Raw genomic sequence first — 24,129 nt, 5'->3', positions numbered from 1 at the left:
GAGATTCTAAGTTTATCTCTTACATTTGTTATATGCTAAACGATCAGAAAATTGAAAAATTCCGGCAAATTGTAGAAAACAAATTCCAAATCTACAATTCTCTTTTTATGAGTTTGCCGTATGATAAAATGACCAATATCGGGATGTTGCTCCCGTTTCTCTATGAGGAAAGCAAAGAAGGCTATCAGCTTGGAAAATCGCCCGAAGAGATTGTCGAAGATTTTTTCCAGAAACATACAGAGCTCGAAACCGAGGATCAGAAAACCGAACTTCTATTTAAAATAATCCAATATATAGAAAGACAAGTCGTATTGTTTGACAGTATAGAAGATGCAGCATTTCAACAGCTGCATTCTGAATCCGATTCGGGAACGGTTATGAATCTTTATGACAGGGCAACACAGGAACATCATTTGGCTGCAATCCGGAAAAAAATGGATGATTTTGCCATCAAAATTGTTTTTACGGCGCACCCGACACAGTTTTATCCGAATGCGGTACAGAGAATTATCCACGATTTGAGAGATGCAATTATCAATGATTCGGTAACGCAGATTGACACCTTGCTTCAGCAGTTGGGAAAAACACCTTTCGTTAACAAAGAAAGACCAACGCCATTGGACGAAGCGATGAGTATCATCTATTATCTGAGATACGTTTATTATCAAAGCATTGGCGAGCTTTACAGAAAGATCAAACAGGTTTATGGAACGTCTAATTTTACACCCAGTCCGGATATCATCCAGTTAGGTTTTTGGCCGGGTGGTGACCGGGACGGTAATCCTTTCGTAACAGCTGATATCACTTTGAAAGTAGCCGAGGAATTGAGAATTTCGATTCTAAAAGATTATTATGGTCATCTGAAAAATGTAAGACGACGATTGAGTTTCCGGGGTGTTTCTGATGTTTTGGAAAAACTAAGTAAGAAATTATATGCATCTATTTTCCAGAAAGACGTTAAAATATCTGCACAGGAAATCATTGATCAATTGGATGAGGCTGAAAAAATTCTTTTAGAGCAGCATAATGGTTTGTTTAGAGATGTCCTGGATGATTACAGAGATCGTGTGAAAATCTTTGGGACACATTTTGCCACATTGGACATACGTCAGGATAGCAGAGTTCACCAGAAAGTGGTAGATGATATCTTTGTGAAAGTTTCGGGATTAGCTGTTGATTCAAAATCTAATGATGAAAAGATCAACTATCTTTTAGAATCTAATGCGGTTTTGAATCCTGATGATTTCGAAGATGAAATGACTTGCGAAACTCTGAAAAGTATTTATAATATCAAGTTGATCCAGGAGAATAATGGAGAACGAGGAATGCACCGTTATATTATTTCAAATTCTGACGAGGTTAAAGATGTGATGAATGTCTATGTGATGATGAAGCTTTGCGGTTATTCTGAAGATGAAATCAATATTGATATTGTTCCGTTATTCGAAACAATGGAAGGTCTTGATAAATCGGAAGAAGTAATGAGAACCTTGTACAGCGACGAGGTTTATAAAAAACATTTGGCTAAAAGAAACAACAAGCAGATTATTATGCTTGGTTTCTCCGACGGAACCAAAGATGGTGGTTATCTGAAGGCGAACTGGCAAATCTACACTTCCAAAGAAAAATTAACTAAAATCTCTGAAGAAAATGGGATGAAGGTTGTCTTCTTTGATGGTAGGGGCGGGCCGCCGGCAAGAGGTGGCGGTAAAACACATGACTTCTATGCTTCTCAAGGTAACACGATTGCTAATAATCAAATTGAATTAACAATACAAGGACAAACCATCACGAGTGTTTTTGGAAATAAAGATCAGGCAAAATTTAATTTCGAGCAATTGCTGACGGCAGGCATCGAAAATGATGTTTTCAAAAGCATTAAAAAGGATCTGAATGATAAAGAAAGACAACTGATTTCTGAGCTGGCGGATATCAGTTATAAAAAATATTCTGACCTGAAAGCGCATCCAATGTTTGTGCCTTATCTACAGGAGATGAGTACACTGGAATATTACGGAAGAACCAATATAGGAAGCCGACCAAGCAAACGTGGAGCAGGTTCCGAACTGAAGTTTGAGGATCTGAGAGCGATTCCGTTTGTTGGATCCTGGTCGCAGCTGAAACAGAATGTTCCCGGTTTTTTTGGGTTTGGATTTGCGCTGAGAACTTTGAAAGATCAGGGAAGATTTGATGAAATCAAAGAACTGTACAAAGGTTCGGACTTTTTCAAAACGCTGGTGCTGAACTCTATGATGAGTATGAATAAAACTTATTTCCCATTGACCTATTATATGCGAAATAATGAAAAGTTTGGCGAGTTCTGGAATGTTTTGTTCTCAGAATTCGAATTGTCTAAAGCGATGATGCTGGAACTTACCGACTACAAAATTCTGATGCAGGAAGAGCCAATCAACAGAAAGTCTATCAAGATTCGTGAAAAGATTGTACTTCCGCTACTTAGTATACAGCAATATGCGTTGATCAAACTTCAGAAAAATGAAGGCGACCGAGATACTTACGAAAAGCTGGTAATGCGTTCTCTGTTTGGAAATATCAATGCTAGCAGGAACTCTGCTTAAAATAAAAAACCGCAATCATTTGGTTGCGGTTTTTTATTTTATATTCTTCTAGTACATTAAACTTTCAAGATTTCAGCTTCTTTTACTTTCAGATGATCATCAGCTTTTTTTACATAAGCGTCAGTAAGATCTTGGATGTCTTTTTCAACACCTTTGATAAGATCTTCTGCAACACCTTCCAGTCTTTTCAGTTCTTTGTTACCTTCCTGTCTTGCATTTCTTATAACCACTTTGGTCTGTTCAGTTTCCGCTTTGGCTTGTTTGGCAAGCTCACGTCTTCTTTCTTCTGTTAAAGGTGGTACGTTAAGGATGATCACATCACCATTATTAGAAGGTGCGAAACCAAGGTTAGAATTGATAATCGCTTTTTCGATAGGTCCGATTGCCGATCTGTCCCAAGGCTGGATAGAAATGGTCATCGCATCAGGCACGGAAACGTTCGCCACCTGATTGATAGGTGTCATCGCACCATAATATTCTACCATCACATCCTGAACCATAGACGTAGAAGCACGTCCGGCTCTGATTTTTTGAAAAGCGTGATCCAAATGCTTGATTGCAGCATCCATCTCTTGCTTTACCGATGCTACAATGAGTTCTAATTCTTCCATTGTATATTTAAAATTTGATAATTGACACATATTTTTGTGAATGATTAATTATAATTGATAAATGATTTTAAATCTAATCAATATCAAAAATCAATCCTCATTAAACGTTAACCAGGGTTCCGATATTTTCTCCGTCGATTAATTTTTCCAGATTACCTTCTTTGTTCATATCAAAAACGATGATTGGTAATTTGTTTTCGTGGCTTAGCGTGAAGGCTGTCATATCCATTACCTTCAGGTTCTTTTCAAAAACTTCTTCGAAAGACAAGCTATTGAATTTCACTGCATCTGCATTTTTTTCAGGATCCCTGTCGTAGATTCCGTCCACTCTTGTTCCTTTCAGGATCACATCAGCATCAATTTCGATGGCTCTCAAAGTTGCTGCAGTATCTGTTGTGAAATATGGATTTCCTGTTCCAGCTCCGAAAATTACGACTCTTCCTTTCTCAAGATGACGAACCGCTTTTCTTTTGATGAAAGGTTCAGCGACTTTGTCCATCTCGATAGCAGATTGTAATCTGGTGATGATTCCTGCATCTTCCAAAGCGCCTTGCAAAGCCATCCCGTTGATAACCGTCGCTAGCATTCCCATATAATCGCCCTGAACTCTGTCCATTCCTTTTGCAGCGCCGGCTAATCCTCTGAAAATATTTCCTCCACCAATCACAATGGCAATTTCGCAGCCTTTGTCTACAGCTTTTTTGATCTCGACAGCGTATTCTCTCAACCTGTCGTTATCAATACCGTATTGGCGGTTTCCCATTAGTGCTTCTCCACTAAGTTTCAGGAGGATTCTTTTATATTTCATCTATTTATTATTTTTTATTTCAATTTTTTGACTGTGCAAATATAATGAAAGCAAAAGAATTACGTTAATGAAAAAGATAGTCGTTCAAAAATTTTGATAAGCATCAAAATAGATTATTTTTGCAAAGCCAAAAGATAGTGTTGAAGAAGTTTTACAGTCTCTTTTTAATGATAATTTCCAGTGTGGTTTTTTCTCAAACGGGAACCACGGTTTATCAGTTTCTCAATATTCCGATCTCTCCGAGGCAGGCTGTTTTGGGAGATGCGATTTCTGTTCGGGATTATGATGTTAATTTTACGGCAGCCAATCCGGCTCTGATGAATCTGGAGATGGATAAGATGATCTCTTTGAATTACGCCTCTTATCTTGCGGATACAAAAATCGGAAGTATCAATTATGTAAGAGATTTGGGATTCGGACATTTAGCTTCTTTCAATGCCCGTTATATGGATTATGGGAGTATGCCAAGAACTGATGAGAATTCTATTATCAATGGTGACTTTTCTGCAATGGACGCTTCTGTCGGGTTAGGCTATGCTTATCAGTTTGAGGATGACTGGACTATTGGAGCTAATATCAATTATGTTACGTCAAAAATCGACACCTACTCATCTTCTGCAGTCACTGCAACTGCCGGTGTAACTTATTATTTTGATAAGAGTAATGAGACTCTGGCATTGGTTTTCAGGAATTTTGGTTATCAAATCAAGCCTTACAATGGAGTGAGAGAGCGATTGCCTTTCCGTGTAGATCTCGGTTATACCAAAATTTTGGACGAATTCCCGGCTGCCTTGACTATTACAGCGCACGATTTGCAGCAATTCGATATTTCTGCGAATACAGATATCAACGGGCAGGAAACCAAGTTTGGAAGAAAAGTTTTGGATCACCTATCCTTCGGAGCAGAGTTGTTTCCGGGTCAGTCTTTCAATATCAGATTTGGGTATAATGTGAAGAGGGGTGGTGAATTGGCGGTTCTTGATCAGAGAAGTTTTTCTGGATTATCAGCTGGCTTCAGCTTGAAGATTTCTTCTTTCCGATTCGATTATTCTCATATGCGTTATCATAATGCTTCCAATGTTAATATGCTCGGATTGACGATGGATCTTATAGAGCTTGGCGGGAATAGGAGATAGAGTTTGAGGATTTGAGTGTATTAGAGTATTTTTTAATATTTCTCAATGTCAAAATTTTAAAATTTTCTAATTTTGCGCTATGACAAAAAAACCGGTAATCGCTATTGACGGATTTTCATCCACAGGAAAAAGCTCGATTTCTAAAATCATCGCAAAAAAACTGGGACTTATCCATATGGATACAGGAGCGCTTTACAGAGGCATAACTTATTATGCTATTCAGAATTGTGTTAATTTGGATAAAACAATTGATATTGAGAAATTGATTTCAGAACTTCCGAAAATCAATCTGGAATTTCAAAACATCGATGGTGAACTCCAGCTATTTCTCAATGGGAAAAACATTGATAAAGAAATCCGTTTTCCTCAGGTTTCTGATAATGTAAGCCAAGTTGCTAAAGAGGCAGAAGTCCGTAATTACCTTTTAACAACACAGCGGGACATCGCTAAAAAGGGTGGTGTCATAATGGATGGCAGAGATATTGGAACAGTGGTGCTTCCTGAGGCGGATTATAAATTTTTTATGACAGCAAGTCAGGATGAGCGTGCCAGAAGACGTTTCCTGGAGTTAGAGCTGGCAGGAGAAAAAACAGATATCGAAACGGTAAAACAAAACTTAATCTTGCGTGACAAGATTGATAGTGAAAGAGAAATTTCTCCTTTGAAACAGGCAGATGATGCTATTTTGATTGATAATACCAATATCAATAAAGAAGAAACAATAGCGCTGATTTTGTCCTATATCAAAAAGTTTTAACAAAATTTTAAGACCTTTCTTTTTCTTTTGGCATTTTAGTTGTAAATTTAAAACTACAATAACCCTTTTTTAAATAACTTAAAAATTATAAACAATGTCAAAGAAGTCGAATTCTGCAGCAATATTAGCTGCATTGTTAGCAGGAGCTGCTACAGGTGTGGTTTTAGGATTGCTTTATGCACCGGAAGAAGGTAAAGAAACCAGAAAAAAAATCAGAAACAAGGCTAACGATCTTAAAGATAAAGCGGTTGATGAATACAGCAAAACGTCGGAAAAAGTGAGAGATACATATTCAGAAGTCTCTTCTAATGTGAAAGACAAATATCAATCATTATCTTCCCAGTTCAAAGAAACGGCACAAAATGTTGCAGCAACTGTAAAAGATAGTTATGATAAATACAAAGACCAGATTGTTTCCAAGACATCTGATGTCGTAAAAGATGTAGAAACTGAGTTAGATGGTTTGAAGTAATCTCTAAATTTAGTTTTACAGAAAGGAACTTAGTTTCTAAGTTCCTTTTTTTGTAAATTATTGTGTAATTTTATTTTTAATAAGATTCTTATGATAGATATTATAAAAGATTATACGACGAAGCGCCTGGATCTTCTGAAGCTGCAGTTTACAGAGAAGTCTTCTTTATCTGCCGGCATCATAGCGTTTATCTCTATTGTACTCATTGCATTTTCGTTTTTTATTATTCTTTTCAACTTCGGAATCGCTTTTCTGATTGGGGAATCTTTAGGAAATATGTCTTATGGATTTTTAATTGTTGCCGGATTTTATTTTCTTTTGATGATTATTGTGATCTTTCTGAAGAAAAAAATTGTAAACTCTATCGCAAATCAAGTAATCGAATTTTTAAAACATTAACCTATGGCGACTAACTACAATAATATTAATGAACTTAGAAGTCAAAAAAAACTCCTGAAGCAGGAGATTGGTGAACTGGAGGATATTCTGACATTCAAAAGTAAAAAAGAAAGTCTTGGTGTTTTGACACACGGTTTCACGGACAAGTATCTGAAAGAAACGAGAGACGAGGACGGAGATACTTCTCTTTCATTAGATACACAAAATATTATGAGAGAAATATCTTCTGGACTCAAAGAATCGGCTTCTAAAAAAAATATGCTTGGATTAGCTAATGACAGTTTACAATCTGGCTTGCTAGAAAACGCAATCAAAATGGGCGTTGTAGCAATGGTAGGAAATTTTGCAAAAAAAAGCGTGATGAATAAAAATTGGAAAAGAAAATTGATAGGACTAGGTCTAGTCTATGTAGCACCTTATGCCCTGAGATTTCTCCATAAAAAATTGGATGAATATCAGAGAAATAAAACCACTAAAAGTTTAGAAAAACTGATTTAGAAATTGCCTTTCCAATGATGGAGAGGCAAATTTATTTCTTGGAAAAAATCTCGCCGAGAATGATTCCTGCAGACATTGATACATTCAGGCTTTCTGTGGATTGATTTTGTCCAAATCTTGGAATGGTAATCATTTTTGAAATTAATTTTTCTGTAGAATCTCTTAAACCGTTGCCTTCATTCCCGAAGACTAAAGAAAATTTTTCCGGAAAATCGGTTTTATAGATATTCTCACCGTCCATATCAGTTCCCAAAATTGGATGCTGATAAGTTGAGAGATAATTATCCAGATCAACATAACATACATTGACTCTCAAGAAAGATCCCATTGTTGCCTGAATTACTTTCGGATTATAAATATCAACCGTATCGTTGCTGCAAATAATCTGTTCTATCCCAAACCAGTCCGCTAACCGGATAATGGTTCCAAGATTTCCCGGATCTTGGATTCCATCCAAAACAATCTGGATGTTAGTATCCTTGATTATATTATTTTCGGGGATTTTACAGACCGCAACAGAGTCTTTTGGATTCTGCAAAAAACTGATTTTTTTGAGCTCGTTGGGCAAGATTCTATCAGTCTTTTCCGTTTTGATATTGAGTTTATCAGGATCAATAGAATAGAGTTCCGTAATTTCATAATCAGAATTTGGGAGTTCTTTTATGATTTTATTACCTTCAACTAAAAACAAATTGTATTTTTGCCTGTATTTCTTTTTGTCCAGAGACTGTATTATCTTTATAGTATGAGCCGTAAGCATATCAACAAATATTTTCAAAAGTATCATATATTTTATTATTCCGCAATTTTCAGTGTTTTTTTGTATGCCTGTAATGTGACAAAAAAAGTTCCTGACGGAGAATATCTTTTGACAAAAAATAACTTTCAGTATACGGACGGTAAAATATTTTCTGACGAGATTCCTGATCTTGTAGCTCAAAAACCGAATAAAAATACACTTTTTGTTTTACCACTTGGATTGGCTTTTTACAATATGGCAAACCCAAAGTACGATACGATTCTGAAAGAATATATGACTTATCCCAGCGAGATGAGAAATCAGAAGCTGAGAGATTCGCTTTTCGTGAAATACAATCATCCGGAGTATGTAGGGAAAAATCTTTTTTGGAACCGTTTTTTTCATACCGTTGGACAAGCGCCTGTCATCTATAGTGATGCCAAGACAAAACAGAGTGCCAAAAGTATCAACAACAGATTGATAAATCGTGGTTATTGGGATTCCGAAGTTAAGACCGATGTCAAAAGGGATTCAGCGGCTAAAAAAGCGGAAGTCAATTATATCATCACGCACAAAGATCCCACTTATATCAAAGAATATTACTACAATATTCCTGATCCTAATATCAGAAGTTTGTATGAATTCAATTTAAATAAAAGTATCGTGAGAAAAGGCCAGATTCTTGACGAAACAGTTTTGGAAAAGGAAATCAATCGGATCAATGAACTGATGCGTGAGGAAGGTTATTATAAATTCAATAATGATAATCAGGATATCTATTTTGTTGCAGATTCTTTACGGGGAAGAAAAAATGTTCCTGTCGTGATGAGCATCCACAGAGACTCTTTGGATACACCTTACAGAAAATCAACGATTGGGAAAGTGACGGTTTCTGTGGCTAACAGACTGAATGATGTCAATAAACTGCCCTTGAAAGATTCGCTACGGGGGATTAATATTCTGAGAAAAGACAGTGCTTATAAGCCCAATTCTTTATGGTTGCCGATCATCTTGAGACCTGGCGACCAATACAAGCAATCTAATCTGGATCTGACGAGAAGAAACCTGATCTCGATGAATAATTTCACGATTCTTAAAGCTTCTGATGAATTCAGAAAAGGATCGGACAGTATTATTGATGTCGAATACGTCCTTAGACCTTTGCCAAAATATGAATTTAATATTGCTACGGATATTCATTATTCTCAGATTCTGAATTTCGGCTTCTCGCCATCGGTAGATCTTACAACGCGAAATGTTTTTGGCGGTGCAGAAAACCTTGTGACAAGTTTCTCTGGTGTGATCGGGACAACCAAGGATCCTAAAAACCCTGACGCATTCTTTAATGCTTACGAATTGTCGGCGCAGGCTTCACTTCTTTTTCCGAGATTATTAGTGCCTTTCAGAAGATACTATAAAGTGATTCCAAAAAAATATTCGCCAACAACCAGCATCAACTTGGGGGCTTCGGTTCAAAATAATATCGGTTTAGGAAGGATCAACTTCAATGCGGGGCTTAATTATTTTGCCAATGTTGACGACGGTCGCGTTCAGCATAGATTGACTTTGTTCAATACACAACTGAGCTTAACCCAAAACAAAGACCGTTATTACGAGTATTTCCCGGCAGAAGATTTGATTAGAATGGCCGTGTTTGATTGGTACAGGGATGTTCATCCGGATGTGAATACAGATAATTATTCCTACGATCAGATTTCTAAAATGATTATTAATGATCAGGCGTTTTTGGCATCCATTCCAGCAGAGAATCAAGATGTTATCAATGCCTTCAGACAGTCATTAATTAACAAAGACCGTCAGACACAGGATGTCATCATCTCTTCTGTGATCTATAATTTTACTTACAACGAGATTGGAAAAAAAGACTATAAAAACCCAATATATTTCAGTGGAAAAGTAGAACTAGCTGGTAATGCGCTTAATCTTTTTACGAAAAACGAACAGGAGGATGGTGTTGTTTCCGGTAATTCAAAAACGATTTTCAAAATTCCGTTCTCGCAGTTTATCAAGTTTGATTTTGATTTCAAAAAATATTTTACCTTTTTTAATGACCGTGTTAAACCGCACACTCTGGCCTTCCGTCAATTTTTCGGGATCGGAATTCCTTATGGCAATTCATCATCGATGCCATTTGTAAGATCTTATTTCAATGGTGGTGCTTATGATATAAGGGCTTGGGTTGCTTTTGGTGGTCTTGGTCCTGCAGATTCACAGCTGGATGAGCGTGTCCGTTCTTACGCTATGGATAATATAAAACTAACCACCAGTTTAGAATACCGTCTTCCACTAACCGATATGTTCGAAACGGCGATTTTTACAGATGCCGGAAATATCTGGGGACTGAAGGATACTGGCTTTGGAGACCAGTTCAAATTCAAAAAGTTTATCAGTCAGATGGGCGTCGGTAGTGGTTTTGGATTGAGGATTAATATTGCCTATGTTACTGCCAGACTGGATTTTGCTTACAAAATGTATGATCCGAACCGTCCGTCAGGTGACCGCTGGGTTGTTGATAAAATCAAACCGCTGCAACCTACTGTTAATTTTGCAATCGGTTATCCTTTCTAATCTTACTTATAATGCGCTGGCTAAAATTTCTTTTAATTATAATAATTTGTCTATTCGGGATCTATTCTGTGTCCATGAATTTTGTGGATGATAGTAAAAGCTTCACCCACCAATCAGAAATCGATTATCCTGTAGATAAAGTTTTTCCTCAGTTTAACAATCTTCAGAATTTTGCTGCTTGGAATGATTATTTTAGAGAAAAAGAAGACTTGAGCTATTCTTTTTTTACACCTTATGAAGGCATTGGAAGTGCAATGAAATTTTCGGATAAAAGTCACGAAGAATTTGGTGATCTTTTTATCAGATATTCCAATGTTAATCGTACGCTACGCTATCAATTGTTTGAAGGAGACAGTGATAACCCTTATTTGATCGATGTCAAATTTACAGCTGCCGGTAATAGGACAAAAATGTTCTGGAATATTCATACACCAAAAAGAAGTTACCTGGAGCGTTCTCTTAACTTGGTGGCAGAAGATTTTTTTGTCAATAGCATCGATAAGAGTATGAAAAATCTTTATCTGTTATTAGGCAATAAGGTAGATAGAGATCAAAAGCTGGCATCAATCAAATATGATAGTATTATGGTGGAAAACAGGGATGGCGAACTGCTTCTTGGAGTTAATGTCAGTACGCGCAATACCAAGGATATTCTGTACAAAAACGTCCTGATGAATCACGGTAAAGTAATCAATTATGTCAAGTCTGATCTTGGTAAAAAAGAAGATGAATTTGGTATGCCGGTGTTGATTACCAATCCTTCTAATCTCAAGGATAAAGAAATCTCTTATTTCTATGGAGTTCCATTGTCCAAAAGGATCTCTGTAAGTGATAATAACTTCAGTTTCCAAACGCTTAATGCTTCTAAGGTCTATTACATCTATTATCAGGGGAATTATAACAACCGGGTGAAAAATATACAGGAGCTTCTCAAAAAAGCGAAAAAAGATACTTTGAGAAACGGACAGCTTCTGGAAGAATTTCTGGAGGAACCAACGGAAAATCAAGATGTAAAACTGAAATTATCCCTGCCGGTTTATCGATAAATTAATCTGATAAATATCATGTATATTTACTGGAATAAATCGTTACATTAACCGTAAGTCCACAAAAATTTAGTAAATTTGTTGGCAATTATTTAAAATTAAAATTTTAACAGATAATCTGTAATAATGGATAAATTTTCATTTCTAAATGCCGTACATGCTCAGCTAATCGACGATATGTACGAGCAGTACAAAAAATATCCCGATGCGCTGGAACCTTCCTGGAAAGCATTTTTCCAGGGATTCGACTTTGCATTGGAAAACTACGGTGATGAGGATGCAGATGCTCCGGTTTCTGCATCAGATCCTGTTCAATACGCTCAGCAGGCAGTAAGCAACAATGCTGTTTCTGAAGATATCACAAAAGAATTCAAGGTGGTGAATCTGATTGAGGCTTACCGCTCAAGAGGTCACCTTTTCACAAAAACCAATCCGGTAAGAGAAAGAAGACATTATTTCCCGACTTTGGAGATCGAGAACTTTGGTCTTTCCAAAGAGGATCTGAATAAAAAATTCAATTCCGCAACACAGACTGGGATGCCAGGTCCCGCAACTTTGCAGGAGATCATTACACACCTTCAGAATACCTATTGTGATTCTATCGGCGTGGAATATATGCACATCCAGAATGTAGAGGAGAAGAAGTGGATTATGGAATGGGTGAATGTTAACGAAAACCATCCAAAACTTTCTGCTGAAGAAAAAACTGAAATTCTTTTTAAACTAAACCAAGCGGTGGCGTTTGAAAATTATTTGCATACAAAATTCGTAGGTCAAAAACGTTTCTCTCTGGAAGGTGGCGAATCTTTGATTCCTGCGCTTGACCAATTGATTACGCGTTCTTCCCAGTTAGGCGTTGATGAGGTTGTTCTTGGGATGGCTCACAGAGGTCGTCTGAATGTTTTGACTAATATTTTTCAAAAATCATACAAGCAGATTTTCTCAGAATTCGAAGGAAAAGAATTCGAGGAAGATGTGTTCTCTGGTGATGTTAAATACCACTTAGGGTCTTCTAAGAAAATCACAACAGCCAACGGAGAAGAAGTAAGAATCAACCTTACTCCGAATCCGTCTCACCTTGAGACTGTTGCTGCGCTTGTAGAAGGTATTTGTAGAGCCAAAGTGGACAACACTTACCAAAACGATTATTCCAAAGTTTTACCAATCGTGATTCACGGTGATGGTGCGATCGCAGGACAAGGCATCGTCTACGAAATCGCTCAGATGATGAATCTGGAAGGTTACAGAACGGGCGGAACAGTTCACATTGTTGTAAATAATCAGGTTTCTTTCACAACTAACTATCTTGACGCAAGATCCTCTGTTTACTGTACGGATATCGCTAAAGTGACGGATTCGCCGGTGATGCACATCAATGCTGATGACGTAGAGGCTGTTGTTCACGCCATTAGATTTGCGGCAGATTTCCGTGCTAAGTTTGGTAAAGATGTTTACATAGACCTTTTGGGTTACAGAAAATATGGTCATAACGAAGGGGATGAGCCAAGATTTACGCAGCCTAATCTTTATAAATTAATTTCAAAACATCAGAATCCGAGAGAAATCTATAAGGAACTTTTAATTAAGGAAAATGTTGTTTCTGACGAAGTTTTGAAAAAAATGGAGCAGGAATTCAAAGCTTTGCTTGATGAAAACTTTGATGCGTCCAAAGAAATCGAAAGAAATACGATGGACGTTTTTATGCAGGACGACTGGACAGATTTCCCAATCGGAGGTAAAAACTGCATTGTAAAATCAGAAGTAGACACGTCTTACGATTTGGAAAAACTGAAGGAATTAGCAATCAAGATTTCCACATTGCCAGGCGATAAAAAATTCATCAACAAGATTACGCGTCTTTTCGAAAACCGTATCAAGATGGTAGAGAACAATTCATTGGATTGGTCAATGGGAGAGTTGCTGGCTTACGCAACGCTTCTTACCGAAAAATACAACGTGAGAATCTCTGGGGAAGATGTAGAAAGAGGAACATTTTCTCACCGTCACGCTGTCGTGAAAACCGAAGATACGGAGGAGGAATATATCCCACTTCGTCATGTTAACGAGCAACGATTTGATGTTTACAACTCGCATCTGTCAGAATATGGTGTTTTAGGCTTTGATTACGGTTATGCTATGGCAGCGCCGAGAACTTTAACCATTTGGGAAGCTCAGTTCGGAGATTTTACCAACGGTGCTCAGATTATCGTTGACCAATATTTGGTAGCAGCTGAAGAAAAATGGAAAATCCAGAACGGTTTGGTAATGATGTTGCCACACGGTTCCGAGGGTCAGGGCGCAGAGCACTCTTCTGCAAGATTGGAAAGATTCCTGACACTTTGTGCCAATGATAATATGATTGTGGCTAATATCACATCGCCGGCTAACTATTTCCACCTGTTGAGAAGACAGATGAAATTCAACTTCAGAAAACCATTGGTTATTATGACGCCAAAATCATTGTTGAGACATCCGAAAGTGGTTTCTCCTTTGGAAGATTTAGCTAACGGAAGTTTCCAGCCAATTTTAGACGACCCAACTGCTGACCCTACAAAAGTGGAAAGATTGGTACTTTGTACTGGTAAATTATATTATGATTTATTGGCTAAGAAAGAAGAGCTTAACGATGATAAAGTAGCTTTGGTAAGATTGGAACAAATTTATCCGTTAGCAATGGATAATCTGAATGCTATCTTCGAAAAATATAAAAACAGAAAAGCTCTAATCTGGGCTCAGGAAGAACCGGAAAATATGGGGGCTTGGAGTTATATCCTCAGAAACTTCAGAGATACAGGAATTCAGGTGATTTCTCCTGTTGCCAGCGGAACACCTGCGCCGGGAAGCCACAAGATGTTTGAGAAAAATCAGACCAAAATCATTAATGATGTTTTCCAGACTAATGACGAACCTGCAAAAAGGCCAGTAACAGCGTAATAAAATTAATAAACTATAAAGAATAGCAATCTTCGGATTGTTCTGAAATTAAAAACAATATTAGTATGTCAATATTAGAAATGAAAGTTCCTTCACCGGGAGAATCTATCACAGAAGTAGAAATTGCAACGTGGCTAGTACAAGACGGTGATTACGTAGAAAAAGACCAGCCAATTGCGGAAGTAGATTCTGATAAGGCAACTTTGGAACTTCCTGCTGAACAAAGCGGAATTATTACTTTGAAAGCTGAAGAAGGAGAAGTAGTACAAGTTGGACAAGTGGTTTGTCTTATTGATATGGATGCTGCAAAACCAGCAGGAAGTGCTGCTCCAGCTGAAACACCGAAAGAAGAACCAAAAGCAGAAGTTAAAAAAGAAGAGCCAGCTCCAGTAAAAGCAGAAGCTGCTAAAACTGAAACTTATGCTTCTCAAACACCTTCACCTGCTGCTAAAAAAATCCTTGACGAGAAAGGAATCAGTGCATCTCAGGTAACAGGTTCTGGTAGAGATGGCAGAATTACCAAAGATGATGCGGTAACGGCTTCTGTTCCTGCAATGGGAAGTGCTCCGGCTGGCGGAAACAGAGCTCAGACCACTACAAAACTTTCAGTTCTTAGAAGAAAAATTGCAGCAAGATTGGTTTCTGTCAAAAATGAAACTGCGATGTTGACGACTTTCAACGAGGTTGATATGTCAGAAATCTTCAGAATCAGAAAACAATATAAAGAAGAATTCGCTGCAAAACACGGGATTGGACTTGGATTTATGTCTTTCTTTACAAAAGCTGTGACAAGAGCATTGAAACTTTATCCAGACGTGAATGCCTCTATCGACGGCGATTTCAAAATCAATTATGACTTTGCAGATATTTCTATCGCAGTTTCCGGGCCAAAAGGTTTAATGGTTCCTGTTCTTAGAAATGCTGAAAATATGACATTGAGAGGCGTTGAAGCGAATATCAAAGATCTTGCTGGAAAAGTAAGAGATGGCAAAATTACGGTTGACGAAATGACGGGTGGAACGTTCACGATTACTAATGGTGGAACGTTTGGCTCTATGATGTCAACACCGATTATCAACCCACCACAATCTGCAATCCTTGGAATGCACAATATCATCCAAAGACCAGTTGCGGTTGATGGACAAGTGGTGATCAGACCAATGATGTATGTAGCTTTATCTTATGATCACAGAATCATTGATGGTAAAGAATCCGTAGGTTTCTTGGTTGCGGTGAAAGAAGCGATCGACAATCCGGTAGAATTCTTAATGGATGGCGACGAGAGAAAAGCTTTGGAATTGTAAGAAATTACAATCAAGATATTTAAAGAGAGCAATTTGCTCTCTTTTTTGTTATATTTAATTTCAAAATTTAATTTTTGATGGAATGCTTTGAATTACCGATTTATAAAAAATCTCAAGAAATTTTTAATGTCCTTGAAACTATTACAAGCTTGTTTCCAGAAGATAATGACTATTTGCAAAGTATTAAAGGAAATTTACTTGGAGATATTATGCTAATTCAGGCTAAAATTTGCGGTGCTGAAGCTGTGAAGCTTTATGATATTAAAATGGAGAATGCAACAATTATCAGAAAAGCAGCAAGAGATATTTTTGTTGGAGGGAATACTTTGGAGCATTTAGGTTTTCTGATTCTAAGTATTATAATTTAGTGAGAAACTTAGTTGAAGAATTCAGACTTCTATTCATCGATTGGATTTCCGGCTTTAATCCAAAACATTATATCGTTGACAATTGGGGATTGTTCAAGCCGCCAGGAATTTCCCCCGATCATATCCAGAGTGATGACGAACTTGATTTTTTAGATGAAGATGAATAATCCTTATATTCTTTGCTAAGTTTTTGCGCCTTGCGAACTTTAAAATATTTCAATAATTAATAAAATCTTTGCGGACTTTGTGTTCAAAAAATATTCTCACAAAAATAAAAACCATTTCCAAAATTCACAATTAATCCTTACTTTTGAGCAATGGAAAATTTCATCGTATCCGCACGCAAGTACCGTCCGCAAGAGTTTGACACTGTTGTTGGACAATCTCACGTTACAGATACTTTGGAGCACGCAATTGATGAAAGTCAACTTGCTCAGGCATTGCTTTTCTGCGGGCCAAGAGGTGTTGGTAAAACAACTTGCGCCAGAATCCTTGCCAGAAAAATCAATGAAAAATCTGGCGCTGCGGATGATGACGGATTTGCATTTAATATTTATGAATTAGATGCGGCTTCCAATAACTCTGTTGACGATATTCGTGAACTGATTGATCAAGTGAGATTTGCACCTCAGGTTGGTAAATACAAAGTGTATATTATCGACGAGGTTCATATGTTGTCTCAGGCTGCCTTCAATGCGTTTTTGAAAACTCTGGAAGAACCGCCTGCCCACGCTATTTTTATTTTGGCGACTACTGAGAAGCATAAAATTATTCCTACGATTCTTTCCAGATGTCAGATCTATGATTTCAAGAGAATCACGATTGAAGATATTCAGGAACATCTGAGAAAAATTGCGGAGAAGGAAAACATCACTTACGAAGATGATGCACTTTATCTGATTGCTCAGAAAGCAGATGGTGCTTTGAGAGATGCTTTGTCTATTTTTGACAGACTAAGTACATTTTCTCAAAAAAATATTACACTTGAGAAAGCAGCTGAAGTTCTTAATATTCTGGATTATGACCAATATCTGAAGATTGTTGACTTAGCTAAAGAAAATGATATTCCAAGTGTTTTGACCGCTTTTGATGAGATTGTTAAGAAAGGTTTCGACCCGCATATTTTCATTGCCGGATTGGGGAATCATTTCCGAGATCTGATGATGGCTCAAAATCCTAAAACTTTGAATCTTATCGAAGTTGGAGAAAAAACGAAATCCAAATTCGCTGAACAATCTCAGAAATGGTCGGCTCAACAATTAATTGATGGGATTGAAATTTGTAATTTCGCTGATATCAATTATAAAAATTCCAAAAATCCAAGATTGACTGTGGAGATTGCGCTGATGCAATTGTCAAGTCTGACTGCAGGTTTGGAAGCTAAAAAAAAAAGTTCCTGATATTAGCGCCACTTCTTGAGGCTAATTTAATTTCCGATAATAAACCACCTGTTTCTACAGAACCAAAAGTTCAAGCTGAATCCAAGCCTGAACCGGTAAAATCCGTTTTTGAAGAACCCAAAAAAGTGATTCAGAAAGCTTCTGAACCGATTGCCAAAAGCTCTTCCAATTCGCAGTTCAGCATCAAAGCTGCTTTAGAGAAAAAAGAGGAAATCAAGAAAGATGATTTCGCAGAAATCAAAGATGAAAACCTTCCATCGAATCATTTTTCTCAAACTGATCTTGATAGGGAATGGGATATTTTTCTAAAAAATACAGCGAAAACCAATACCTTTCTTTACAATGCCATCAGCAGCTTTAGGATGGAAAAATCAGATGAGAACCAGGTAACGGTTAAATACTCATCAGAATTTGCTAAATCAGAATTTGATAGAGTCAGTCCAGAGTTTTTTAACCATTTTAGGCACAAGGTCAATAATTTTAAATTTGAAATCGATTATAAAACAGATTTATCGATTAAAAAGGAGGTAATGACAAAGCGCAAAATTTTTGAAAAATTTGCTGAGATTAATCCTCTTTTGAGAGATTTAGACGACCTGATGAAGTTTGATCTGACTTAAATTGGATATTAATAATATTGGATTTCTCATTCTGTTGAACATCATTTTGTCTTTTCTTGATAAATTCAGTTGGGCGCATCCCATTGATTTCTGTGAAAAGATTTGAAAAATTGGTTCTGGAAGCAATGCCGCATTTTTCTGCCAAAGTTTCTATCTTATAGCTCAGGAATATCTTGTCCGTGTATAATTTGTTTGTGATATAATTAATTCTAAGTTCTCCCAGATACCTGTTGAAATTCATTCCTTTGTGATCATTAATAATCTGAGACAGATAAGTGGAGTTGGTCCGCAACTTATGGGCTAATTTGTTGATGGTTAAACCACTTTCTATAAATCCGTTTTTCTCTTCGAAACATTTTAATTTTGCCAGGATATTTTCGATCAGATTTTCATTTAGTGGACATTTTTCGGTCTCTAATTTCTCATCGATAATCTGTATATTCTTTTTTTCTGCGGCTGTGTAGATGCTGGTCAATAATTTTTCTTCCAGGATCTTGTAGTTTATTTTTGCTTTTTTCTCATTATGCTCTTTCATAATAAGAAGCAACATCAACATTGCTGCAATACAAGCTAAGCTTACAACAATCCAAACGCCCCAGGAAGTCGTTTCCTTAAGTTTTTCCTGCAGGATTTTTGTATCATATTCTTTATGGATTTTTGACGACAGATAAGCGAAATCTTTAGTAATAATCCTGTCCGCTTTTAGGAGCTGTTTGGTATAATAGAGTTCTTTCTCGCTATCATTTTTATCCTTATAATAATCAATGAGCGTTTCATAACTGTCTCGGAGTTCTGGAAGGATGAAATTATGTTTTTGAAAAACCGAATCTACTTTTTGGAAATAGATAATCGCTTTTGGAGAATTATTCAATGCCTGATAAGACTTTCCTGTATAGAAATAATCCACCGTTGCCCATGCAAAATCATTAATATGAATAATCGGTTTGATTGATTTTCGCAAAAGATGAATAGAGTTATGATATTGCTTTTTTCGGAACGCTTCGATACCTTTTTCCTTTAGAAAATAACCATATTCCTGTTGATAGTCAGGATTATTTTGTGTCTGGAACAACCCTATATTAATCAAGGAATCGAGAACTTTATAATGTTTCAAATGCCTCTGACAGACGATAATCCTGTGTAAACTGTTATAATAGCCTTTTTTATTGTTGAATATAACATTAGGATGAGCGGATACCAACAGATTTTGTTGGAAATATTGATTAGCCTGGTTGAAGTGTACCAAAGCAGAATCATAATAGCCCAAATAACTTTTAACTGTGCCAAGATGATATAGGATTTCATTTTTCAGATAATCATTTTGGGTATTTTCGGAGTATTCATAAGCTTTTATATATTCATCTAAAGCAGGCTTAAATTTTTTATAGTTGAAATAATAAATGATGCCTTTACCCAAATAAGCATCACTGATTATCTCAGCATTTTGGGTTTGGTTTGCAGCTATTATTGTGCTGTCAGCATATTTCAGTTTGTCTTTGGGTGAAGGAGAATAAAAGACTGCATCCTTATAGCCTTGGATAAGCGTTACGTAATCTTGGTTTTCTTTTGCCAGTTTTATATATCTGTTAAGATAATCAAAAGCCCTAACATCATTTTCAGGATAGTTTTCATAATTTTTCTTGAACTTATAGTAATCACTAAGCTTCTGTTTCTGGGAAAAGAAGAGTGCAAATGTTAGTATTGCAATTATGAAATAGATTTTTTTCATATCTCTTCAAAATTAATGGTTAAGTTTTATGAATCTAATTTAAACCAAAAATTGTTCTAAAATATATTCTATTTGAAAATATTTAAAATTTAATATTATGATTGAGAATTTTATTGTGATAAAAATCAATCGTTTAAATATTGTTAATCATATATTGTGTCACGTGCTTATTTCTAAATAAGCACCATTACTCTTTCTTAAAGCAATAGATTGTCAATAGATTTGATAACAGAATTCTAAATAACCGGCCGGGATAACCTTCAAAAATTTTAATAATGAAAAAGTTTATCTCAACTATTTTAACAGCAACAATTTTAATAATTGCAAATTCTTGCAGAGCGCAGGAAGAAGATCTAGCATCAAATATTAATCCTGACAATGAACCCAATTTAATTTATAAAAGAGGCAGCGATAGTACACAAGTGGATAGTACAAATGCAGCCAGTAAACCAACCTTAAGTGATCCACCTCCAAGGAACGGACACCAATGGTAGTGCAATAATTGTTGGTTTTATGGTCAGTCCAAAAAACCAACAATTAAAAAAAACTAATAACCTTGAAAACTATATAATTATTTGAGAACTTAAATAGGATAAAGAAGAGAGAGTCTTGGAACGGAAAACATTCCAAATAGGAATTAGTAGAAAGTATTAGATGGTTGGCATTTATAACTTTTAATAATAATATTTAATACGAAATTCATGAAAAAACACTTCTTATTGTTCGTTGTTTTTGTATTAACGAATATTGCATACGCACAAGTCGGGATCAATACATCGACCCCAAAATCAACTCTTGATATCAACGGAAATCTTAAAATAAGAACTTTGCCAGTTGTTTCAACTTATCCTACGAGTGATCAGGTGATTTTAATTTTGGATAAAAATGCGACTACCGGGGATTTCGAGGTTAGGCAGATTAGCGCAGACATATTATTTAATAATCAGGCTTACTATGCTTCGAAAACAGGCTCTTGGTCTCTATTGGATTTGGGATTAGGTAATTCTTGGTACAAAGTCAATCTTACAGGTGCCAACGATACAAAGTTGGGAAATCCTTTGCTTTTCAACACTGGAGTTTTCACAGCTCAACAATCTGGTGTCTATGCTGTCACTTATGAGTTCCAGCTTACTGCCGGTGTTGATCTTGATCTTTTGGGAGGAAAAAGGTTAGGGATCTTAAAAAACGGATCTACAGTGTGGGATGAAAAAGTCTTTGATGGTATCAGGCTTAATATTGTAGGTATTATTACAATTGCTTCTGTTCCTGTAACTTCTACAACACTAACTTCATTGGTACATCTCAATAGTGGAGATACATTAACTTTTGCAGTTAATACCTCTGGAGTTCTACCGATTAATCTAGGTGTTTTGACTAATGGGAAAGTCAACATAAATATTCATAAAGTTTCAAATCAAACGCAGTAATTGTTAAAGCAGATTCTATGTAAAAATCAAATGTTGAATTAAAATTTAGTAAAGCAGATTAAAGTCTGCTTTTATTTTTGTCTTAGAATTAAGCTCAGTTTGATATTAATTTATATATTTGTTCAAGAATTCTTCAACGTACGAAGAAAAATATTAATCAAAACAAGCTAAAAGTCTTCTAATAAAGGATTTATAAAATGGAATCAAACCAATTTCCATATTTTACAACTTCCGAATCTGTCATTTCTTTTGACAGATTATTTAGCTTTTTTGGATTTTATTACGGAAATTTCAGAACCTATTACCGATTTTATTGGTTTAGCTAACTGAATTTCTTTCTCAAAAAAAGGCGGACAATTTCAAATCCGTAACGCATTTAAAATTTTTTTAACGGTACTTTTTGAAAAGGAATTATAAATCAAGATTTATAACAGATACACTATTGCATTAATTTAAAATTATATAAAATTAAAAATATGAACTTAAACGATTTAAAGAACGATTGGATACAAGACTTCGCAAACCCAATGATTATTGCAGGTCCTTGTAGTGCAGAAAGCGAATCTCAAATGCTAGAAACAGCTAAAAGACTGAAAGAAAGTGGTGCAGAAATCTCAGCTTTCCGTGCAGGGATTTGGAAGCCAAGAACCAAACCAAACGGTTTCGAAGGAGTAGGGGTAATCGGTCTTAACTGGCTAAAAAAAGTAAAAGAAGAATTCGGTTTCAAAACGGCAACAGAAGTTGCGAATGCACACCACGTTTTTGCAGCATTGGAAGCAGATGTAGACATTCTTTGGATTGGCGCGCGTTCTACGGTTAACCCATTCACGGTTCAGGAAATTGCTCAAGCGTTGAGAGGAACCAACAAACCAGTTTTGGTAAAAAATCCGGTTAATCCAGATTTGGCGCTTTGGATTGGTGCTTTGGAAAGACTTTTGGGTCAAGGTGTAGAAAATATCGGCGCCATCCACAGAGGTTTCTCAACTTACCAAAAAACCAAATACAGAAACATCCCGAACTGGCAGATTGCTTTAGATTTTAAAAATCAATTCCCTAATATTCCTTTGTTCATAGATCCTTCACATATTTGTGGTAACAGAACTGGTTTAGCAGGCGTTGCGCAGGAAGCTTTCAACGTGGGTTACCAGGGTGCGATTATCGAAAGCCATTGTGACCCGGATAATGCGTGGAGCGATGCAGCACAGCAAATTACGCCGGAAGTTTTGGCAGAAATGATACATAATCTTCAGATTCGTAACTCCGATATTTCCGGCTACGAGGATGATATGGGAAAACACAGAACGCTCATCAGTGACTTGGATTTTCAACTAATAGAATTGCTATCCCAACGAATGAAGATTTCAGAAAAAATTGGGGTGTTGAAAAAGGAAAATAATATTGCTATTTTCCAGCCGGAACGTTGGAAAGTCATTACGGAATACGCGACTCAGAAAGCATTTGAAACAGGAATGTCTCAGGAATTCATAGAAAAAGTGTTTAAAGCCATCCACGAGGAAAGTATCGAGGTGCAGAACAATATTATGATCGACAGAAAATAATTATTTGGGCAGCTTAATCCGCCTTCCACTCCCGCTATTTTTTGCCTAGGCTTTTCCCGCTGCAAAAAATGAGCTCCGTTCAAGTCGGGCTGCATAAGATTCTCTGTTTTAATAAAAGAAACAAAAGAAGCTAAATTATTAGCTTCTTTTTTGGTTGAGGCTAACTTTAAATTTCTAAATTTGCCCAATACAAAAATTCTACTGTTTGAAAGGAATCATCATCAAGTCAACCGGAAGCTGGTATCAGGTTTTAGAATCTGAAACAAAACAAATCTATGAAGCCAGAATCCGTGGGAAATTCAAATTAATCAAAACACGTCTTACCAATCCATTGGCGGTAGGAGACGAGGTAGAATTTTCTTTGGAGCAAGATGACGTCGCCTGGATTACCAAGATTTTCCAGAGGAAAAATTATCTCATCAGAAAATCGGTCAACCTTTCCAAAGAAGCACATATCATTGCTTCTAATGTTGATGTGGCCTGTTTTATTTACACATTGAAATTCCCTGAGACTTCTTTAGGATTTCTGGATAGATTTTTGGCTTGTTGCGAGGCGTATAATATTTCCCCATTGATTTTATTCAACAAAATGGATACGTTGAACGATGATGAAAAAGAAATCGTAGAAAACATCGAAGCAATGTATCAGAATATTGGTTATGATACACTTCAAATTTCTTCCTATTCAAAACTGAATCTTGATCTTTTGATTGAAAAAATAAAAGATAAAACCTCGGTCTTTTTCGGACATTCCGGTTGCGGAAAATCTACTTTGGTGAATGCTTTACAGCCAGATTTACACATTAAAACAGGTGAAATTTCAGAATCTGTACTCAAAGGAAAACATACGACCACATTTGCTCAAATGCACTTTTGGGATTTCGGCGGTTCAGTAATCGATACGCCAGGCGTCCGGGAATTTGCGATGATAGATGTAGAGAAAGAAGAAATTCAACATTATTTTCCTGAGATTTTCCAAAAAGGTAGAGATTGTAAATACCATAATTGTATGCACATCAACGAACCCAAATGTGCTGTTCTTGAAGGCTTGGAAACGGGCGAAATAGAAAAAACCAGATATTCCACTTATCTCAAGCTAATGGAAGAAGCGGAAGAAATTAATCAAAAATAAAAATCCTACAACATTTGTAGGA

At 36.4% G+C, this 24,129-nt stretch carries 22 protein-coding genes; 18 read left to right on the top strand and 4 right to left on the bottom strand.

The window, feature by feature from the left end; translation table 11 throughout:
• Positions 1 to 32: 32 nt before the first annotated feature.
• The gene (locus BXY58_RS16310) at positions 33 to 2,579 is read left to right on the top strand and encodes a phosphoenolpyruvate carboxylase (protein ID WP_120214937.1); all 2,547 of its coding nucleotides are present in this window, start codon (positions 33 to 35) and stop codon (positions 2,577 to 2,579) included.
• A 56-nt stretch (positions 2,580 to 2,635) separates the two neighbouring features.
• On the opposite strand, the gene frr is transcribed toward BXY58_RS16310, so the two are convergent.
• Positions 2,636 to 3,190 carry a ribosome recycling factor gene (gene frr / locus BXY58_RS16305; protein WP_120214936.1) on the bottom strand — a complete coding sequence of 185 codons (555 nt, stop codon included), beginning with the start codon at positions 3,188 to 3,190 and terminating at the stop codon, positions 2,636 to 2,638.
• A 100-nt stretch (positions 3,191 to 3,290) separates the two neighbouring features.
• Complete coding sequence (gene pyrH, locus BXY58_RS16300) at positions 3,291 to 3,998, bottom strand: UMP kinase (RefSeq protein ID WP_120214935.1); 708 nt, start codon at positions 3,996 to 3,998, stop codon at positions 3,291 to 3,293.
• Positions 3,999 to 4,135: 137 nt separating this feature from the next.
• Here pyrH and porQ point away from each other — a divergent pair, with 137 nt between their 5' ends.
• From porQ to BXY58_RS16275, 5 genes are all read left to right on the top strand, one after another.
• Positions 4,136 to 5,134, top strand: a complete 999-nt coding sequence (gene porQ / locus BXY58_RS16295; protein WP_262891352.1) for a type IX secretion system protein PorQ — start codon at positions 4,136 to 4,138, stop codon at positions 5,132 to 5,134.
• Positions 5,135 to 5,213: 79 nt separating this feature from the next.
• Positions 5,214 to 5,891: a (d)CMP kinase gene (gene cmk, locus BXY58_RS16290; protein WP_120214933.1), complete on the top strand. Its 678-nt coding sequence runs from the start codon at positions 5,214 to 5,216 to the stop codon at positions 5,889 to 5,891.
• Positions 5,892 to 5,985: 94 nt separating this feature from the next.
• Positions 5,986 to 6,363: a YtxH domain-containing protein gene (locus BXY58_RS16285; RefSeq protein ID WP_120214932.1), complete on the top strand. Its 378-nt coding sequence runs from the start codon at positions 5,986 to 5,988 to the stop codon at positions 6,361 to 6,363.
• A gap of 90 nt (positions 6,364 to 6,453) precedes the next feature.
• Positions 6,454 to 6,762: a hypothetical protein gene (locus BXY58_RS16280; RefSeq protein ID WP_120214931.1), complete on the top strand. Its 309-nt coding sequence runs from the start codon at positions 6,454 to 6,456 to the stop codon at positions 6,760 to 6,762.
• Between the two features lie 3 nt (positions 6,763 to 6,765).
• Entirely contained in the window at positions 6,766 to 7,260 is a 495-nt protein-coding gene (locus tag BXY58_RS16275) for a phosphoribosyl-ATP pyrophosphatase (RefSeq protein ID WP_120214930.1), read from the top strand.
• A gap of 31 nt (positions 7,261 to 7,291) precedes the next feature.
• Here the strand turns inward: BXY58_RS16275 and BXY58_RS16270 are convergent, their stop codons facing one another.
• Positions 7,292 to 8,020: a TrmH family RNA methyltransferase gene (locus BXY58_RS16270; protein ID WP_120214952.1), complete on the bottom strand. Its 729-nt coding sequence runs from the start codon at positions 8,018 to 8,020 to the stop codon at positions 7,292 to 7,294.
• Between BXY58_RS16270 and tamL the strand changes: the two genes are divergently transcribed.
• From tamL to BXY58_RS16235, 8 genes are all read left to right on the top strand, one after another.
• Complete coding sequence (gene tamL, locus BXY58_RS16265) at positions 8,006 to 10,588, top strand: translocation and assembly module lipoprotein TamL (protein WP_120214929.1); 2,583 nt, start codon at positions 8,006 to 8,008, stop codon at positions 10,586 to 10,588. The genes BXY58_RS16270 and tamL overlap by 15 nt on opposite strands.
• A 74-nt stretch (positions 10,589 to 10,662) precedes the next feature.
• Positions 10,663 to 11,634 (top strand): SRPBCC family protein, encoded by a 972-nt coding sequence (locus BXY58_RS16260; protein WP_229728435.1) that lies wholly within the window; start codon positions 10,663 to 10,665, stop codon positions 11,632 to 11,634.
• 126 nt (positions 11,635 to 11,760) lie between these two features.
• On the top strand, positions 11,761 to 14,568 hold the full coding sequence (locus tag BXY58_RS16255; RefSeq protein ID WP_120214927.1) for a 2-oxoglutarate dehydrogenase E1 component: 2,808 nt from the start codon (positions 11,761 to 11,763) through the stop codon (positions 14,566 to 14,568).
• Positions 14,569 to 14,633: 65 nt separating this feature from the next.
• Positions 14,634 to 15,872, top strand: a complete 1,239-nt coding sequence (gene odhB / locus BXY58_RS16250; protein ID WP_120214926.1) for a 2-oxoglutarate dehydrogenase complex dihydrolipoyllysine-residue succinyltransferase — start codon at positions 14,634 to 14,636, stop codon at positions 15,870 to 15,872.
• Positions 15,873 to 15,949: 77 nt separating this feature from the next.
• Positions 15,950 to 16,240: a hypothetical protein gene (locus BXY58_RS17110; protein ID WP_229728434.1), complete on the top strand. Its 291-nt coding sequence runs from the start codon at positions 15,950 to 15,952 to the stop codon at positions 16,238 to 16,240.
• The gene (locus BXY58_RS17105) at positions 16,240 to 16,407 is read left to right on the top strand and encodes a hypothetical protein (RefSeq protein ID WP_229728433.1); all 168 of its coding nucleotides are present in this window, start codon (positions 16,240 to 16,242) and stop codon (positions 16,405 to 16,407) included. The genes BXY58_RS17110 and BXY58_RS17105 overlap by 1 nt, the downstream gene beginning before the upstream one ends.
• Before the next feature lie 150 nt (positions 16,408 to 16,557).
• Positions 16,558 to 17,640: a DNA polymerase III subunit gamma/tau gene (gene dnaX, locus BXY58_RS16240; RefSeq protein ID WP_120214925.1), complete on the top strand. Its 1,083-nt coding sequence runs from the start codon at positions 16,558 to 16,560 to the stop codon at positions 17,638 to 17,640.
• A gap of 125 nt (positions 17,641 to 17,765) precedes the next feature.
• Entirely contained in the window at positions 17,766 to 18,260 is a 495-nt protein-coding gene (locus tag BXY58_RS16235; RefSeq protein WP_120214924.1) for a hypothetical protein, read from the top strand.
• On the opposite strand, the gene BXY58_RS16230 is transcribed toward BXY58_RS16235, so the two are convergent.
• Positions 18,208 to 19,989, bottom strand: coding sequence for a helix-turn-helix domain-containing protein (locus BXY58_RS16230; RefSeq protein WP_120214923.1), 1,782 nt, complete (start codon positions 19,987 to 19,989; stop codon positions 18,208 to 18,210). The genes BXY58_RS16235 and BXY58_RS16230 overlap by 53 nt on opposite strands.
• Positions 19,990 to 20,264: 275 nt before the next feature.
• Here BXY58_RS16230 and BXY58_RS16225 point away from each other — a divergent pair, with 275 nt between their 5' ends.
• From BXY58_RS16225 to rsgA, 4 genes are all read left to right on the top strand, one after another.
• A complete protein-coding gene (locus tag BXY58_RS16225) occupies positions 20,265 to 20,483 on the top strand; it encodes a hypothetical protein (RefSeq protein ID WP_120214922.1) in 219 nt (72 codons plus the stop codon).
• Positions 20,484 to 20,690: 207 nt separating this feature from the next.
• Positions 20,691 to 21,416, top strand: coding sequence for a hypothetical protein (locus tag BXY58_RS16220; RefSeq protein ID WP_120214921.1), 726 nt, complete (start codon positions 20,691 to 20,693; stop codon positions 21,414 to 21,416).
• Between the two features lie 476 nt (positions 21,417 to 21,892).
• Entirely contained in the window at positions 21,893 to 22,975 is a 1,083-nt protein-coding gene (locus BXY58_RS16215; RefSeq protein WP_120214920.1) for a chorismate mutase, read from the top strand.
• Positions 22,976 to 23,180: 205 nt separating this feature from the next.
• A complete protein-coding gene (rsgA, locus tag BXY58_RS16210; RefSeq protein ID WP_120214919.1) occupies positions 23,181 to 24,107 on the top strand; it encodes a ribosome small subunit-dependent GTPase A in 927 nt (308 codons plus the stop codon).
• The last annotated feature ends 22 nt before the right edge of the window (positions 24,108 to 24,129 follow it).

It is taken from the genome of Epilithonimonas arachidiradicis (genome assembly GCF_003610695.1).
GTDB lineage: Bacteria > Bacteroidota > Bacteroidia > Flavobacteriales > Weeksellaceae > Epilithonimonas > Epilithonimonas arachidiradicis.
Note: the sequence above shows the minus strand (reverse complement) of the source record. Positions and strands in the feature narration are given on the sequence as shown.